Raw genomic sequence first — 15771 nt, forward strand, 5'->3', positions numbered from 1 at the left:
ACAGACGAGGAGGAACCATGCTCTTGGACTACCCGACCGAGGACGAACTGCGGCAGAACTTCGCCGAGGCACTGGCTTCGGTCCGCAGCGGCGGCGGCGTCTCCTCGGACAACGGCCTCGACCTGCGCACGGTGGAAGCACTCTGGCAGATAGCTGACGCCCATCCCGCAGTTCCCGACGAACTGATCGCCGCCGCGAACGCCGCCTTCGCGGGCCAACTGGACGGTACCAACGCGGCCGCGCGGCAGGCCGCGATCGACCGTGCGTTCGAGCAGGACGAGTGAGCGAGCCGAGCCGCAGCAACCCCGTGGTCATCGGCAAACTCACTGGTCAAAGCGCGTTCAGCGCAAGCGTGCCACCAAGATTCGGGTCTGTACATGCGGGGTCGACGCTAGTACCCATAGAATTGGCACGCTGTAGGAACTAGCTGCGATGCCGACGTGCGCACACAACGTCAGCAGCGTCGTAGCTACGAGGAGGGCCAGTAGCGGATGAGAGATCCAGTGCACGAGCGCCGTTCGATGCGCAGGGCAGGCGGGTGGCCTGTCCCGGTCGTGTCGGTCTGCGGCCGTACTCGGAACTGTCCGCCGGCAGGAGTGTGACCAATGGGTGACCCGAAGGACGACTGGAAGGGCTTCAAACGGCCCGGCGCCCTCAAATTGACTGATGACGTTGCGAAACAGGCAGCGACCTATTGCGCCGATATGCTCGACGTCATCGATCTTGTCGCGGCAGATGTCAGCAGAGTCGTGCCGACCCAGCCTGAAATGTTCGGCCATTTACTCTCGGGGCATCAGTTGACGGACGAGTTCGTCAAGGCCGGCAAGAGGTTTCGTGACGAGGTCCTGGACAGCCATAAGAAGATTTTGACGGATATGGCCCAGTCGTTCCTGATCGCGGGCAACCATTACAAAAATGCGGACGAACAATCGCAGACCGATCTGGACGCGATCAAGAACAGTCGGGAACCCAGGGAAGGCATCGTCCGTGTCGGGCAGTCCTGGCAGGTCGTCCTGTGCACCACAAAAGGCGATGTATACGGTTGGGCCGACACCCCGGTCCACGATCCGAGCAACTACCAACGGGCCACGCCGGACGACAAGGGTAACTGGCAGGTCGGCAAGTACGGGGGATTGCCTTCTGGTCTGCAAGCTACCGATAAGGGGGCTGCGATCAGTGCGGAACCTGCCGTATCGCTGATATACGAAGATTTCAACAAATTGTTTTCCAGCCTGGGTGGCGTGTACGCAGCCAGGGATGTGTCGCAGGGCTGGAATATTATGGCCGGCAAGCTGGACGCGGGGTTCACCGACTTCAACGCGAATATCTCCGGCCTGGTGGACTCGGAGAAATGGACCGGTTACGGCGCCGAGAGTGCAAAGAACGCGGTGCACGTCTATACCGCCACCGGCAAGGCCTTGGTCCAGACCATGTACAACATGGGCACGATTTCGCTGGACGCGTACAACTGGGGGAAAACAACTCAGGTCAATATGCCGAGCCAGCCGGCTGCGTCGATGTCCGATCGAAACAAGATTCTGGAATTGGGGCTGGCCCGCGCGGCCTACGGCGGCTGGTATGAGCAGGGCATGGCCGCGACCTCTGCCGCCATCCCGACGATTCCCCTTCCGCAAGGCCCCAAACCGCTGCAGAACAACAGCACGCCGGGAACTCCGGGTCCCCCGGGGCCTCCGGGTGCGCCAGGCAAGGCGAGTCCCGGCGCCCCCGGACTGCAGAACCAGCAACAGCAGGAAGAGCAGCAGCGCAAGCTCCAACAGCAGGCCGATGAGCAGCGCAAGGCCCTGGAAGACCAGCAACGGCGGGCACAGGAACAGCAGGATCAGCGCGAGAAGCTGCAGCAGCAGCAAGAACAGCAGCGCGCCACCCAGCAAGCCGCGCAGCAGGCGAGCCAGCAGGCCACCCAGATGGCGTCGCAGATCGGGCAGCAGCTCTCGCAGGCCGCCCAGCAGATGGGGTCGCAATTGGCCACTGCCGCACAGCAAGCCGCGCAGCAGGCAGGCTTGGCCGGACTGCCTACCCTCCCGAGCATGAAGGATCTGGAGGAGCAGGCGAAGAAGGCGCTCGGCACCGCCTCGGCGAAAGGCGCAGGCGGTCCTGGTCCAGGCAGCGCGGCGAAGCTGGGCGGCGTCGGTCAGACCCTGGACAAGGCCGCCAAGCTGTTCCCGCGTGCCGAGGCGACGACAAACGCCGCCGCGACCGGCGCGCGAGCGGGCCTCGCGTCGAGTGCCGGAATGGGCATGGGTCCCGGCCCCGGCCCGGGTGCCCAGGGGCAGCAGAAGGAGCACAAGCGAGCCGACTATCTCGACTCCACCGAGCATCTCGAGGATGCGATCGGCGAGGCGCCGGTAGTGGTCAAACCCATTGTTGAACAATGAACCGCACGTGGAACTTTACCGACCTCGAACTCTTTGCCCTGTGGGAACGGGCAACGACGACGTGGCTGCCGTGGCCGTTGGTCATGACCGCTCGGGTGCGCACCCGCAGCGAATTGGATTCGCAGATGCGGCAGGCGCTGAATCGGGTGGAACGTGCGCACCCGGAGTTCATCGATACGGTGTTGGCGACACTGCTCGAGCCTGATATCCAGATCGCAGTGCACGGATCCGACGGCAGCGACAGTATGAAACCGGATACGCTGGTGCGCGTGTACGCCGCCCGCCGTGGCGATACCGGCTACGTGGTAAGCCAGAAACCCGGTGAAACCTATTGGCACAGTGGCGGATATACCGTCACCGAGTGCGATGCACTGAGATTGGCCGATCTGGTGGTGCAAGCAATTCCCGAGGCCGAGGCCGGTCGGGAGGCGGACTACATCCTGCCGACCGAAGACCGGGCCGAAGAGTTGGATTATTCATTCGCCAGTTCCGTTGTGCAGGATTCCTTCACAGACTCGGTGCACTCGCGCTCCGCACGGTTTGTGGCCGCCCCGGACCAATTTGTGGGCACTATCGACATCACCCAGGGCCGCTCCCGGTTCGGCCCGCGTGGAGTTACTCGCCATCGACTCGACTGGCGCGACATCGAAGGCGACGGTCGTTATGTCGTCATTCCCGAGGGGACCCCGGCGACGGCGGTCGCGGCGGACAGCAAGCGGTTCGTGCAGTTGATCAACGGCCGAATCGCCGAGGTGGTCCGTGCCATCAAAGACGAGCGCGCATAAGGAGTTGTTAAGGAGTTGACATGCGTGAGACGCTGTTATTGATCCCATGTTCGGAGAGGGAGCGGCCGTGACGGTACCCAATGGCGATACGCCACCGGAGTTTCCGACGGAATTCGTCGTGACCTCGCTGACCGGTTCGATTGCCGTGCGCACCACCGAGCAGGGGCTGCCGCTGGGCATCAAGCTGGACCAGGATCAATTGCGGCGTGATCCGGCGGCGTTGGCGGCCGAGATCTTACGGCTCTGCAAGCAGTCGGCGAACCGGGCCGGGATGGCCCGCCGGACGCAACTGCGAGACGCGGGCTTCACCTCCGAGATGCTGGCGATGACCGGGCTACCCACCGAGCAAGAGGTGGCGCGACAGGAGATCATCGAAGAGCAGGAGTACGAGACCGAGCCGCAGAGCTGGCTTCGATCAGTCTGACCAGGACGGGAATTCGGGAGGTAGTCATGGTCGACACGATGGACGAACTGATCGCGCGGGTGCAGCAGCAGATGTATCGGCTGCGTGACCTCAACGAGGCGACCACCGGCATCTTGATGACCGAGACGTCGGAGGACGGCGCGGTCACCGCCTCGGTGGACGGCAACGGCGCGCTGGTCGAGCTGAGCCTTTCCGGTGCGGTAGCGAAGCTTTCGCCTGCCGAGTTCGAGCAGACACTCGTCGGCACCGCGCGGGCAGCGGCTTATCGCGCCTTCGCCGAGCGAGCCCGGCTGGTCACCGCATATAACGAGGAAAGTGCGGCGAGGTGATCGAGAAATTACGCCGTGATCAGCGCATACATGCTTCTCTAGGTAAGGTCTGACGAAACGCCTTATGGTGTTTCGGGATTGGATGTCAAGTCATGAATCACATTGAAGTTGTTCCAGATGCGGTTCGGGCCTACGGCTCCGCTTCGGCCGCGATGGCAGCGGGCGTCGCCTCGGCCGGCGCGGTGGACCAGGCGGCAACCATCGCCACGGTCGTGCCGGTGTTCGGCCTGATCGGCCAGGAATTCCTCGCCTCGTTCGCGTTCGCGCAGGCGAACCATCTGAGCTCGGTGGCCGAACTGGCTGCGGTGCACGCGGGTACGGCGTTGACCGCACACCAGGCCGCCAGCACCTACGAGTCCGCCGATGGCGAGTCCAGTATGGCCATCGGATCGGTCAACTCGAAGTCATGACCATTCCCGGGGCCATTCCACCGCCGGGTGCGGAGCCGCTGGATCCGACCGTGCTGGATCTGTTGCGGGGCAGTTCCTTAGCCCCGATGCTCGACCAGCCGGTGAACCACATCCTGCAGGACATGGGGCTGCCGAACCTGCCCGAGATGCCCTCGTTCATCCACATGCCCGAGATGCCGCCGCTGCCGCCGCTGGATCTCACCGCGCTGATGCGACCGCTGACCGATCTGGCGGCCGCGTTCGGCAGCGGAAAGCTCGGCGCGCCACCGGCACCGGCCCCGGTCCCGACGAGCGCCGACGGCACCCAGAACGCTGCGGCGCCGCCACCGCCGATGGACCCCACCCAGCTGTTGACCGGTATCTCGACCGTCATGCAGACCGTGATGCAGGTCGGCACCTCCGCCATTCAGACGGTGATGTCGGTGTGGCAGGGCATGGCGGCGATGGAGGCGGCCAAGAAGTCGGGCGAGGCCGCGACGGACGCGGGCAAGCTGGAGACCCAAAGCGTCCAGGAGAAGGTGGGTCTCACCAACGCGGCGGGCAGCGTCTTCGTCGGCGCCGGGCTGATGTCCGCGGTGGTGGCGAAAATGTCCACCACTCTCGCCCTGGCTCCGCTGTACGCGGCAACCCCGGCGGGACAGGTGTTCCTGGCGGCCTCGGCGGTCGAGTCGATGGCCGAGGCGCTCGGCATCACCGTCAAGACCAAGGGCGAACTGCTCGGTCACAGCGCCACCATGACCACGACCGGGACGAAGGTCCCGATCACCAACGCCCCCAAGGGCGTTGCCGGTGCGGGCGGCGCCGACCAGCTGAGTCAGCTGATGAGCATGGTGACGCCGCTGATCAGCACCGCGAGCACGGCGGCGCAGTCGCTCGGTCAGCTCGCCCAGGCGAGTTCGGCGCTCAGCGCGCCGAAACCCGTCGTCGACTCGAAAACCCATGAGAGCAGCCAACTCTCCGATGACGAGAAGGCGAAGGCCGAAGCCGATGCCGCGAGTGGTGTCGGCGGCCCCGGCGCGTTCGGTGGCCCCGGCCCCGGCGCGGCGGGCGCACCTGCCGCTCCGTTGAACCCGTGGCAGGGCACTCGAGTCGCGAGCGGTTCGATGGGCTCGCTCAGCGGGCTGAGCGGTGTGGGTGGGTCGAGTCCCGCCACCACAGCGGCGATGTCGACCGGTGGCACCGGCGGCATGGGTGGCGGGATGCCGATGTCCGGTGTCGCCGGTGCCGGACTCGGCAAAGACGGCGGGTCGAGCACCGATGCGCTGCGCGGCCAGCTGGTGACCAGCCAGCACGGCGACGAAGTCGTCGGCCGGATCGAAGGGGTCTCGTTGCCGGTGGTCGGCGCGGCCGACACCACCTCGGAACTACCGCCGGACAAAGAACTCACGCTCTGACTTTGAGGAGGGTCTCATGAGTAGTGACAGCGCGTTCGCGAGCGTTCAGTTCGACGCAGTCGCGGCCGGGGAGGCATCGAGTGGACTCGATGTGCTCGCCGACCGGTTGGCCGCGGATCTGCAGGCCGCCGAACAGGCATTGACGATCCAGCCGGCGGGGGCCGACGAAGTCTCCGGCCGGGCCGCGCAGACCGGGAACGAGGTCGCGTCCTCGTACTTGGCGAGCGCCCAGGCCAGCGTGACCGAAATGCGAAAGCTGGCGGCCACGTTGCGGATGCACACCAACGAGTTCAGCCAGATGGAAAGCGACAGCGTCGCGGACTTCAACGCGGCAGGCGGCACGTCCGCCTGAGGCACGGGTCCGCGGAAAGGCCTGTCTTGGAAAGGCACAGCGCAGCAATGATCGAACCACCGAAGCCAGGGTTCACCGGCGTGGTGTGGGAAGCTCGGCAGCCGGATCGGCTCGCCCGAGACCTCACCACGGGCCCGGGCTCTCTGCCGATGGCCGAGGCAGCCGCCGAATGGGCGCGGCTCGCCACGGTTTTCGGTGCGGCGGTGCTCGAATACGAGCGGGTCCTTGCTTCGCTGCGCACCGCGTGGCAGTCCGGTCGTAGCGGCGAGGTTATGGAAACGGTGACCAAGCTGCGGGATTGGCTGGTGGACGCGGCCACCACCGCGACAACGAACGCCACCCGGCTGCAGACTCAGGTCGCCGCGTACGAGGTGGCCAGGCTGACCATGCCGAACACCGCGGACATCCAGCAGATCCAGCAGGTGCAGGACATGCTGAAAAGTATGGGCGCCATGCTCGGCGCACCGATCCAGGCGATCGCCGCCGACACCGACGCGGACGCGGATATGGCGAAAGCCGTTGCGTCGCGGGTGATGCGGAGTTACGAAACGGCCGCTGAGCCGTTGGCGACGCCGTGGCAGCATCAGGAACCGCCGAAGATCGCGCCGGAACAGGCGCTGGCCGCCGAGCAGTCCGCCGCCGCGGCGGCGGCTGAAGCACCGAAAGTGATGCCGAGCTTCAGCGGCATGCCGATCGGCTCGATCGCGATGCCGACCTTGCCACCGAGGGCACTGTCGTCCTACCGCGCGCCGGTGTACTCGCAAGCCACCACGACCACCGAGCCGACTACCAAATCGACCCAGGTCGGCGCGACGAACGCGACCGGCCAGACCGCGCCGATGGCGCCCGGCGCGATGGGTGGTGCAGGCGCATCCCAAGATTCGGCCCGGTTCCCGCGCGCCAGCTTGGCGGGCGAGGCGGACCAGATCGGGCTCGAAGGCGAAATCCAAGCCGCGCCAGCGGTTCTCGGTGGCACCGAGTCGGTGACCAAGGCGCCCGCCGAGACTCGGACCGAAACCGGCGGTGCGCCGTGACCACGCTGACCAACGACGCGTTGCTCGCCGTCGCCGACCGGCTCGGGGTACAGACCCTGCCGCTGGCGCTTTCGGTTGGGCCGCAGCAGGATTCATTCGAGGAATGGCAGCGCGCGCAGGAGTACGCCGTAGCCACCCTGATCGGCGACGGCCTGATCGACGCGCACGGCGAGGTGGTTTCGGAACTGGCCGAAACGCTGTTCACGCTGGCCGTGCCGGAGCAAGAGCTGGTGGCCCGCATCTACACCGAGAATGGTCCGCGCCGAGTCTGCGTGGTGCGTCGCGGTGACGCGCACGCGGTCGCCGTCCGCTCCGGCGACGACTTCGAGGTGCGGCAGGTGTGGACCGATGGGTCCGCGGCCGATTTGGTGCGGCCACTGCTGGCCGCCATGGATCCGTGCCAGCCCGCCGAGATCCCCAATTTCAGCGTCCCGGCCGCAGAGCTGGCCGAGCGGCTCAATGCCGCCGCCACCTCCAGCGAGCTCACCGACGCTCTCTATGCCCTGGGTGCCACCGAGCGCGACGCCACCACATTGGGGCTCACGTTCGGTGCGACGCACGCTTACGCCGAGATCGTGGCGTGCGCCCATGAGGATGGCGTGACCACGCGAGCGCCTGGTGCCGTCGCCGTGTATGACACCGCCCGCGGGCGGATTGTCGCGGCGCCGACGGTTTCCCCGGATCAGCAGGTCTGGTCCACGGTCACGCCGGGTTCAGACCACCGGGTTGCGCAAGCAGTCGCCACGTTGATCGAGGGGCTGCCCGGGGGGAGGTGGCTGCCTCAGTAGTTCTCGGGTGGCAACTTCGGTTGCTCGTAGTTCAACGAGATCGTTCTCCTGCGAACGGTTATCACAATGACGAAAGGTCAATGAAATGGCACTCACCAACCTCGGTGGCTCGGGTCAGACGGTCGCCCTCGATTCGGCTGGTATCAACAACGTTCACCAGCAGCTGACGGATTCGATCAAAAACCTCCGCGACTCGGTCAGAGCAATCGACGATGCCGCACAGGCATGTACGCGAACGGGCTGGGTGGGTGAGGCGGCGGATGCGTTCACCAAGGTTGCCACCGTCTGGCACGACGAGACCACCGATCTGAACAATCGCTTCGACCGGTTCTCCGCGGCTGTCGAAGAAGGCAGCACGCACCTCCAGAAAATGGACGCGAACCACGGCTGATCAGCCCGCTCTGTTTAGAACTCACCATTCGAAGGAACTGAATCATGACTTCTCTTACTTACGATCCCGATGCTATGAAGAAGCTGTTCGGAGATCTGCAGGACCACGGCGGAAAAATGAAGGCCGAGATCGACGCGCTCAACGACGCCGCGAAAAACTTCCACAACAACCTGGCCGGTGAGCAGGCCAAGGCGGGCTTCGACGGCATGCACAAAGACCTCCAGCAGGGGCTCTCGGACACCATCGAGAAGCTGAACAAGCTCGCCGAAAACGTGGAGAGCTCGCTGCAGCGCGCGCTCGACGCCGATGGCAAGGTCGGCGACGGTTTCGCCGCTTACAACCACTGACATGTCCGTCACCTGACGGCCGGCCGGAACAGCCAGTTCCGGCCGGCCGTTCCGGTTTTCAAGCCAGCACAGTGGTTTTCAGGCTCATCGCGCGGCGAGCGATTCGCCGATGTAGTGCATCTCGTCCGGCGTGGTCACCATGAACACGGTGGCGCTCGCGGTCGCGGTGCGCACGGTGATCCGGTTCGGTGCGTCTGGATCCTGGACCAGCGTGACGTCGGCGTCGATCGACCCCGGCGGCTGATCCGGCGTGCGCACATGCACGATGGTCGCGCCGCCCGCGTGCGTGGTCGGCGCGATCCCGTCGAACACCACGACCGTGGTGCTCGGGTAAGGCGCGGCGGGTAGCGGCGGTGCGGCGGGTGCGTGATAGCTGGCGCCCGCGGACCGCGGTGCGATCGAAATCACATGCGGCGCATCGAGATTGGTCACCATGGTGTGCCAGGCGTCCGGCCTGGCGGTATGCACGATGGCGTGCGCGCCGAGCGCGGTCGCCCGCAGGATCACCTGCTGGGCCAGGTCCAGGTTGCCGATCACCTCCAGGTGCCGGGTGCCCTCGCCGACCAGTGGTACCGCGATGCCCTGGCCGACCTCGTCGGCCCCGATCAACTGCCCGCAGCCCGCGGTCGGCACCGCGATGTCGGTGAGCGCGGTCATCGTGCCGCGATATCCGGTGTCCGCGCCCCAGCGACCGCCCGACCCGATCGGCAAGGTGTCCAACAGGATTCGCAGCTGATTGCCCGGCAGTTCGCGCAGGCCGGGCAGTGGCGGCTCCTCCGGTTCGAAGGTGGTGTCGAACCGGACAACGGCATTGAGCACCACAGTGCCGGCATGGTCGGCGCGGGTGTTGTGCCGCTGCGCACCGGGACGCAGCCGCAGGATCACCGTGGTGGACAGGCTCTGCACCGTCCAGATGTCGGCCAGCCCGCGCGGGGCGATCAGGTCCGCGCCGATCTGATAGTGCGTCATATAGCGGCCCTGGTACTCCAGGGACCGCGGCGATTCGGCGAGCTGGTCGAGCTCGAAGCCGTGGGTGAGTTCGCGGACCGCGGTGTTCATTTCGGTGGCGGTCAGCACCGAGGTGGCGATGTCGTGCGCGGCGAGCCGGTTCGCCACCCGACGGGTGGCGATCATCGCGGTGCGCAGTGCGCCCGTGCCGCCGCCACCGCGCTTGTCCACCGCCTCGGCATTGGCCAGCGGATCCAGCCGCAGCACCAGCCACAGGGTGCGGTGGGCGATGGCGGGCAGCGGGCCGAGGATGCTGTCGTACAGATGCGAGATGATGCCGGTGCCCGCCGTGCGCGCACCCGTGCTGACGATGTCGACACCGGCCAGGGTCAGATCGAATTGATCGAGGCAGCTGGCGATCTCGGTGAGCGGAAGCAGCTGGTCGGTGCTCAGCTCGCCACGGCGAAGCAACGTCAACGTGTCCGGTGGCGGATCGATCCGCAGCATGGTGAGCAGCAGCTCGCCGTCCCAGCGCACGCCGTAACCGCCGCCCTCGCTGAACGGTACATCGAAGGCGGGTGATTGGGTCAGCAGATCGGCGGGCCGCCCGGTGCGCCGCCGGGCCAGTGCGGCACCGATCCGCCCGGCCGGGGTGCGGTCGCGGATCGGCAGCAGGAAGATCACCGCGAAACCGATACCAGCGCCGATCGCGCCCCACAGCGAATGCGTTGTGGCGAGCACGATCCAGGCCACCGTGGCGGCCAGCACCACCACCGGCACGACCACCCGCAGGGGATAGACGCGGAAGAGCCAGAACTCGGGGTCGCGCAGCGTGTCGTAGGCCGAAGCCGGGTCGGCCGGTGGCGCCGGCGCACTATCGCCTTCCGGCTCGGTCGCCCCGTCGGGCCTGGTCTGCTGCTCAGTTGTCGTCACCGCGTTGTCCCTGTCTGCCACCCGTACAGCCACCACCCATGACCATGAAATCATCGGTTCAGGGCCGTCCTGGAATTACGGTACCGTGTCGATCAAGATGGTTCTCGACAGTTCATGGAGACCTTGTGCCGGCACAGCTGACCACCCGAGCCCAGGTCAACGGGTACCGATTCCTGTTGCGCCGACTCGATCACGCGCTGGTGCGGCGCGACGTGCGCATGCTGCACGATCCCATGCGGTCCCAGGTGCGTTCGCTCATGGTCGGTCTGGTGCTCGGGATACTCGTGATCGCCGGTGCGGCCATTCTGAGCTTTCTGAAGCCGCAGGGTGCGGTCGGCGACTCGGTGATCGTGTCGGGCAAGCAGAGTGGCGCCTTGTATGTCGTGGTGCAGGGCGAGAACGGCACCAAGACACTGCACCCGGTCCTGAACTTGGCCTCGGCCCGGCTGATCACCGGCAGCAATGCCGAGCCGAACGCGGTGAAAGACAGCAAGCTCAACGACATGCCGCGCGGACCGATGGTCGGCATCCCCGGCGCGCCGAGCGCGCTGCCGGGATCGTCGCAGGGGCCGCGGTCGGAATGGGCGCTGTGCGAGACGATCACGCTGTCGCAGGGCGGTAGCGCGGCCTCGGCCACCGGCGGCACCACGACGGTCATCGCGGGCCACCCCGCCCTCGGCGATCGGACTCGCACGGTGGGCAAGGACGAGGCGCTGCTGGTGAAGCGCAGCGGCAAGACCTACCTGGTCTACGACGGCAAGCGGGCCGAGGTCGACCCCGGCAACTCGGTGCTGGTGCGCGCGCTGAACCTGCCTGCCCACCGGCCGCGTCCGATCGGCACCGGAATGCTCGGCGCGACAACGGAAGTCCCGCCGCTCGCGGCGCCGCAGATCCCGCAGGCCGGTCAGCCGGGCCCCGGGCCGCTGTCGAATGTTCCGGTCGGTGGCGTCATCTCTGTTCGCGATGCCGGCGACGGCAAGCCCGGGCTGTATGCCGTGCTGGCCGACGCGCTGCAGCCGGTGAGCCCGTTCACCGCGCAGCTGATCCGGTTCGCCGACTCACACGGGATGAGCGATATCCCGACCATGCCGCCGGACGTGCTCGATCGGGTGCGGGTGGTGCGTGATGTGTTGCCGATCAACGACTTTCCGGTCGAGACCCCGAAGATCCTGAATGCCGAGGACGCCCCGGTCACCTGCGTGGCCTGGTCCAAGACGCCGGGCACGGCCCCGGCCAACCGCAAGGTCGACGCGGGTGACGGACCGGCCGAACGCGCCTCGGTCACCCTGCTTGCCGGTGTGCGCGTGCCGATCGCGGAATCGGCGAAGGCCGTCGACCTCGCCACCGCCGACGGCACCGGTGACCGGGTGGACGCCGTGTACGTCCCGCCGGGCAGCGGCGAGTTCGTTCAGGTGACCGGCATGGATCCGGGCAGCCCGCGGCGCGGCAGCCTGTTCTACGTCGCCGATAACGGTGTCCGCTATGGCATTCCGGATATGGCGACCGCGGGCGTGCTCGGTCTCGGCGACACCCCGCGGCTCGCGCCGTGGGCGGTCATCGGTCAGATGGTTCCCGGCGCCACGCTGTCGCCGAAGGAAGCGCTCATCGCGCGCGATCAGCTGCCGCTGGAGCCGCAGCACTAGCCGTGCAGCGTCGGCTGCCGTTCATAACCTGAACGGCAGCCGTATGTCAGCCGGTGAAGCCGACATTCAGCGAGGCGAGGATGCTGGAGAGCGCGGCGTGCATATCGGGCGCCTCGATGCGCATCAGCATCTTCTCGTCGATATTGGCCAGATCCAGGGTTTCGTCGTTGGCCAGCCGGAATTCGCGCTCTTCCTCGGCGGTCTCGATGACGTTACGGATGAACCGGCCGTTGCCCGCCAGGTCGACGCCGCGGCGCGGCTGACCGCTCTGGTCGGTGCTCTGCAGTTCGTAGAGCTGGGTGCAGGCGGTGACGAGCAGCGCGAGCGCCTCGTCGGACAGCTCCGAGTCCCGCTTGCGCGCGATGACGTTGCCGATCTCGCCGAGCTCCGCCGGGGTGTAGGACGGGAACTGCACGCGCTTGGAAAACCGGGATGCCAGACCATCGTTGGCGGCCAGCAGGCGATCGATCTCGCCGTCGTATCCGGCGATGATCACCACCAGTCGGTCGCGGTCGTTCTCCATCCGGGCCAGCAGCGTATCGATGGCCTCCCGGCCGAACGAGTCGCCGCCCTGCAGGCCGGTCTGGATCAGCGTGTACGCCTCGTCGATGAACAGCACGCCGTCCATCGCGCTGTCGATCAGCGCCTCCGACTTGACTGCGGTGCCGCCGAGATGCTGGGCGACGAAGTCGACGCGTTTGGCCTCGACCACCTTGTCGGTCTTCAAGATGCCGACGCCGCAATAGATCTTGGCGACCACCCGGGCAATGGTGGTCTTACCCGTGCCGGGCGGGCCGGTGAACGCGAGGTGCTGACCGCGCGCCCCGGCGGCCAGGCCCTTCTCGGCGCGGATCTTCGCCATCTGCGCGCTCGACTGCAGCTTGGCCACCTGGGTCTTCACCGAGGTCAAACCGATCTGGGAGTCCAGTTCGGCGCGGGCGTCGGCGAGGATCTTCTTGGCCCGATCCTCGGTCTCGGCCTGCTCCATGGCCTTCATCGACGGCGCGGAGGCCGGATCCCACTTGTCGGTGCGGGCGTCGATCGTTTCGCGCGAGGTGACGCTGATCCGATAGGTGCGGTCGCGCATCGCGGCGGTGTTCGCCTCGAAATCCGGTGCCTGCGAGTAGACCTTCTCGAACAGCCCCTGCGCCACTTCTTCGTTGCCGGATTCGCGCAGGCACAGGCCGCGGCAGAACATGGCGGTCGACCGAGCGGCCGGGATCGGGCCCGATTCGGCCTGTTCCATCCGACGGATCGCCTCACCGAACAGACCGAGCTGCGCGCAGGCGGTGCCGACCATGACGTTCGCGCCCGCCGCGAGATACGGGTCATCCCACTCGGCCGAACCGGCCAGCACGGTCATCACATCGGACCAGCGCTGGGTGTTGTAGTGCATGACGCCGCGGACATAGGCGCAGATTCGGTTATCGATCGCGCGATCCGGGTCGCTCAGCTGAGACCTGCGGTACGTGTCGAGTTCGTCGAGCACCCGCTCGGCCTCGTCGTATTCCTTCTCCGCGATGAGGAACGCGGCCCAGGCGAGCCAGATCTCGGTGTAGCTGGCCAGCGGGTAATCGATATAAAGGCCGGGCAGGAACCGGCCTGCCAGGTCACGCGGCTGCAGGCCGAGCCTGCGTTGCTCCCGGTAGAGCGTGCTCGTGCTGGTCTTGTGCATGTTGAACAAGACGTCCTTGGTGAGCTCGCCCGCGGCGGCGCGGCCGAGCCAGGCGTCGCACATGGTGGGATCCCACTCGGTGGCGCGCTGGAAGGCGAGTTTCGCGTACTCGAGATCGCGCGCGGACTCCTGCCCCTCGATGGACAATCCCAGCGACAGAATTCCGGCGTCGAAGGCGCGTTGTGCTTGGCGATTGCCGGTCATGGCTGTCGGACCCCGAAGTCTTCGTTCGTAGTAGCGGATGAGTTCTTTATGCCCCCCAGACTACCGATCGCGCAGTGCCTGGTCTGTCCGTTACATTAGGTTCAGCTGCCCAGAGGTTGCAACGCATGTGTTGTCTAGGTGAGAGTTCTACGGGTGTCGAAGTCGTTCACTCAGAAGACGTTCCACCCAGTGCCGTCGAGGCGTGAACAATCGTCAGTGGAGAGGCCGGGGGTCCGGGGTCGTTGATCGAGTCACCAACCAGTGGCACGCGCGCCGCTGAACCGGAGTTGAGTCGGGTTTCTGTCATCGGCGGGAACACTCAGCTCGATGTCGGGCTGCCCGCAACCGTGCCGATCGCAGGCTTCATCGGCGACCTGGTGGCCCTGATCGAATCCCGCAATCCCGACCAGTTCGACGCCGAGGACGACTCGGTGCCGCTGCAGGCCCAGCATTGGACGTTGGCGCGGGTCGGCCAGGATGCGTTCGCACCGAGCCGCACGCTCAACGACGCCGACGTGCACGACGGTGAGTTGCTGGTGCTGCGTTCGGTCACCGCGAAGGAAGCGCCCGCGCTCTTCGACGACGTGATCGACGCGGTGTCCCGGCTCACCGCGGAGGAATTCCGCAGCTGGACCGGCGGCTCCGCGCGCTGGATGGGCCTGGTCTCCTCGGTGCTGACGGTGCTCACCGTGTTGGCGTTGCTGGTCAATTCGCGCGGGCACGGCGATCCGCTCGCCCCCGCGTTCGCGCTGTCGGCCGTGGGCATCGGGGCCTTCGTCGCCGCGGGCTTCGCCGCGCGCAAATACCTCGACCAGCTCTCCGCCGTCTGGTTGTCGCTGGACGGTCTGCTGCTGCTGTTCGGCGGCGCCGCGCTTTTCGTGCCCGGCCCGCTGGGCAGCGCACATCTGTTGCTGGGCTGTTCGGTGACGATCGTGGCCGCCGTGCTCGGCTTTCGGATCATCGGCGCGGGCGCGACCTTGTTCTCCGCCGCGGGTGCGCTCAGCGTGATCGCGGGTATCGCCGCCGCGGTGCTTCTGGTCTGGCATCCCGCGCTGCCGAAGCTGGCCGGTGGCCTGGTGGTGGTCGGCATCGCGCTGCTGTCGATGGTGCCGCGACTGGCCGCCGGGCTGGCCCGGCTGCCGATCCCGCCGGTGCCGACCGCGGGCGGAGCGATCGACCCGGCCGATCATGAACAGCGCCCGACCATCGAGGGCATCGGCGCGATCGGCGCCACCGCGCTGCCGTCGGCGTCCGGCCTCGGCGAGCGGTCCCGCGCGGCCAACCAGTACCAATCCGGCTTGATCACCGCGTGCACGGTGACCGCGGTGATCGGCGCGTTCGGCGCGGCCGACCCGCTCGGCTCGGACCGCTGGCAGGGCATCGTCCTTGCCATCGTCACCGGGATCATCCTGTGCCTGCGCGGCCGTTCCTTCGCCGATCTCACCCAGGCCGCGACGCTGATCGGGGGTGGCTGCGTGACCTTCGTCGGGCTGGCCGCCGGTGCGGCGCTGGGCAACACGGAATTCGAACTGCTGGGCGTCGGCCTGCTCGTCGCCTTCGCGGCGGGCACGGTGGGCTTCGGCGTGATCGGACCGCATATCGAGGTCACGCCGATCACCAGGCGGATGATCGAAATCTTCGAGTACCTGCTGATCATCTCGTTGATCCCGCTGGTCTTGTGGATCATGGGCGTCTACTCGATGGCCAGGAACATATGA

Annotated in this window: 16 protein-coding genes; 14 read left to right on the forward strand and 2 right to left on the reverse strand. The window is 66.7% G+C overall.

Annotated features, from left to right (window positions below; translation table 11 throughout):
• Positions 1-17: 17 nt before the first annotated feature.
• From ABZ942_RS26010 to ABZ942_RS26065, 12 genes are all read left to right on the forward strand, one after another.
• Positions 18-284: a hypothetical protein gene (locus ABZ942_RS26010; protein ID WP_357386256.1), complete on the forward strand. Its 267-nt coding sequence runs from the start codon at positions 18-20 to the stop codon at positions 282-284.
• 321 nt (positions 285-605) lie between these two features.
• Complete coding sequence (locus tag ABZ942_RS26015) at positions 606-2396, forward strand: hypothetical protein (protein WP_357386258.1); 1791 nt, start codon at positions 606-608, stop codon at positions 2394-2396.
• Positions 2393-3181, forward strand: coding sequence for an ESX secretion-associated protein EspG (locus ABZ942_RS26020; RefSeq protein ID WP_357386260.1), 789 nt, complete (start codon positions 2393-2395; stop codon positions 3179-3181). The genes ABZ942_RS26015 and ABZ942_RS26020 overlap by 4 nt, the downstream gene beginning before the upstream one ends.
• 67 nt (positions 3182-3248) lie before the next feature.
• Complete coding sequence (locus tag ABZ942_RS26025) at positions 3249-3605, forward strand: hypothetical protein (RefSeq protein ID WP_357386262.1); 357 nt, start codon at positions 3249-3251, stop codon at positions 3603-3605.
• A gap of 26 nt (positions 3606-3631) precedes the next feature.
• Positions 3632-3934 carry a YbaB/EbfC family nucleoid-associated protein gene (locus tag ABZ942_RS26030; RefSeq protein ID WP_357386264.1) on the forward strand — a complete coding sequence of 101 codons (303 nt, stop codon included), beginning with the start codon at positions 3632-3634 and terminating at the stop codon, positions 3932-3934.
• Between the two features lie 92 nt (positions 3935-4026).
• Entirely contained in the window at positions 4027-4344 is a 318-nt protein-coding gene (locus ABZ942_RS26035; protein ID WP_357386266.1) for a type VII secretion target, read from the forward strand.
• Positions 4341-5738 (forward strand): hypothetical protein, encoded by a 1398-nt coding sequence (locus ABZ942_RS26040; RefSeq protein WP_357386268.1) that lies wholly within the window; start codon positions 4341-4343, stop codon positions 5736-5738. The genes ABZ942_RS26035 and ABZ942_RS26040 overlap by 4 nt, the downstream gene beginning before the upstream one ends.
• Before the next feature lie 16 nt (positions 5739-5754).
• Positions 5755-6090: a PE domain-containing protein gene (locus tag ABZ942_RS26045; protein WP_357386270.1), complete on the forward strand. Its 336-nt coding sequence runs from the start codon at positions 5755-5757 to the stop codon at positions 6088-6090.
• Positions 6091-6137: 47 nt separating this feature from the next.
• Positions 6138-7124, forward strand: coding sequence for a PPE domain-containing protein (locus ABZ942_RS26050; RefSeq protein ID WP_357386272.1), 987 nt, complete (start codon positions 6138-6140; stop codon positions 7122-7124).
• The gene (locus ABZ942_RS26055) at positions 7121-7912 is read left to right on the forward strand and encodes an ESX secretion-associated protein EspG (RefSeq protein ID WP_357386274.1); all 792 of its coding nucleotides are present in this window, start codon (positions 7121-7123) and stop codon (positions 7910-7912) included. The genes ABZ942_RS26050 and ABZ942_RS26055 overlap by 4 nt, the downstream gene beginning before the upstream one ends.
• Positions 7913-7997: 85 nt before the next feature.
• Positions 7998-8303, forward strand: a complete 306-nt coding sequence (locus ABZ942_RS26060) for a WXG100 family type VII secretion target (RefSeq protein ID WP_357386276.1) — start codon at positions 7998-8000, stop codon at positions 8301-8303.
• A 44-nt stretch (positions 8304-8347) separates the two neighbouring features.
• Entirely contained in the window at positions 8348-8650 is a 303-nt protein-coding gene (locus ABZ942_RS26065; RefSeq protein WP_357386278.1) for a type VII secretion protein EsxR, read from the forward strand.
• Positions 8651-8734: 84 nt separating this feature from the next.
• Here the strand turns inward: ABZ942_RS26065 and eccE are convergent, their stop codons facing one another.
• Entirely contained in the window at positions 8735-10531 is a 1797-nt protein-coding gene (gene eccE / locus ABZ942_RS26070) for a type VII secretion protein EccE (protein ID WP_357386280.1), read from the reverse strand.
• Between the two features lie 125 nt (positions 10532-10656).
• Between eccE and eccB the strand changes: the two genes are divergently transcribed.
• On the forward strand, positions 10657-12174 hold the full coding sequence (gene eccB, locus ABZ942_RS26075) for a type VII secretion protein EccB (RefSeq protein WP_357386282.1): 1518 nt from the start codon (positions 10657-10659) through the stop codon (positions 12172-12174).
• Between the two features lie 46 nt (positions 12175-12220).
• Here the strand turns inward: eccB and eccA are convergent, their stop codons facing one another.
• Positions 12221-14053: a type VII secretion AAA-ATPase EccA gene (gene eccA, locus ABZ942_RS26080; protein ID WP_357386283.1), complete on the reverse strand. Its 1833-nt coding sequence runs from the start codon at positions 14051-14053 to the stop codon at positions 12221-12223.
• 287 nt (positions 14054-14340) lie between these two features.
• On the opposite strand from eccA, the gene eccD reads away from it, so the two are divergent.
• Positions 14341-15771 (forward strand): type VII secretion integral membrane protein EccD, encoded by a 1431-nt coding sequence (eccD, locus tag ABZ942_RS26085; protein WP_357386285.1) that lies wholly within the window; start codon positions 14341-14343, stop codon positions 15769-15771.

Origin of the sequence: Nocardia sp. NPDC046473 (assembly GCF_040645995.1) — a bacterium.
Taxonomy (GTDB): domain Bacteria; phylum Actinomycetota; class Actinomycetes; order Mycobacteriales; family Mycobacteriaceae; genus Nocardia.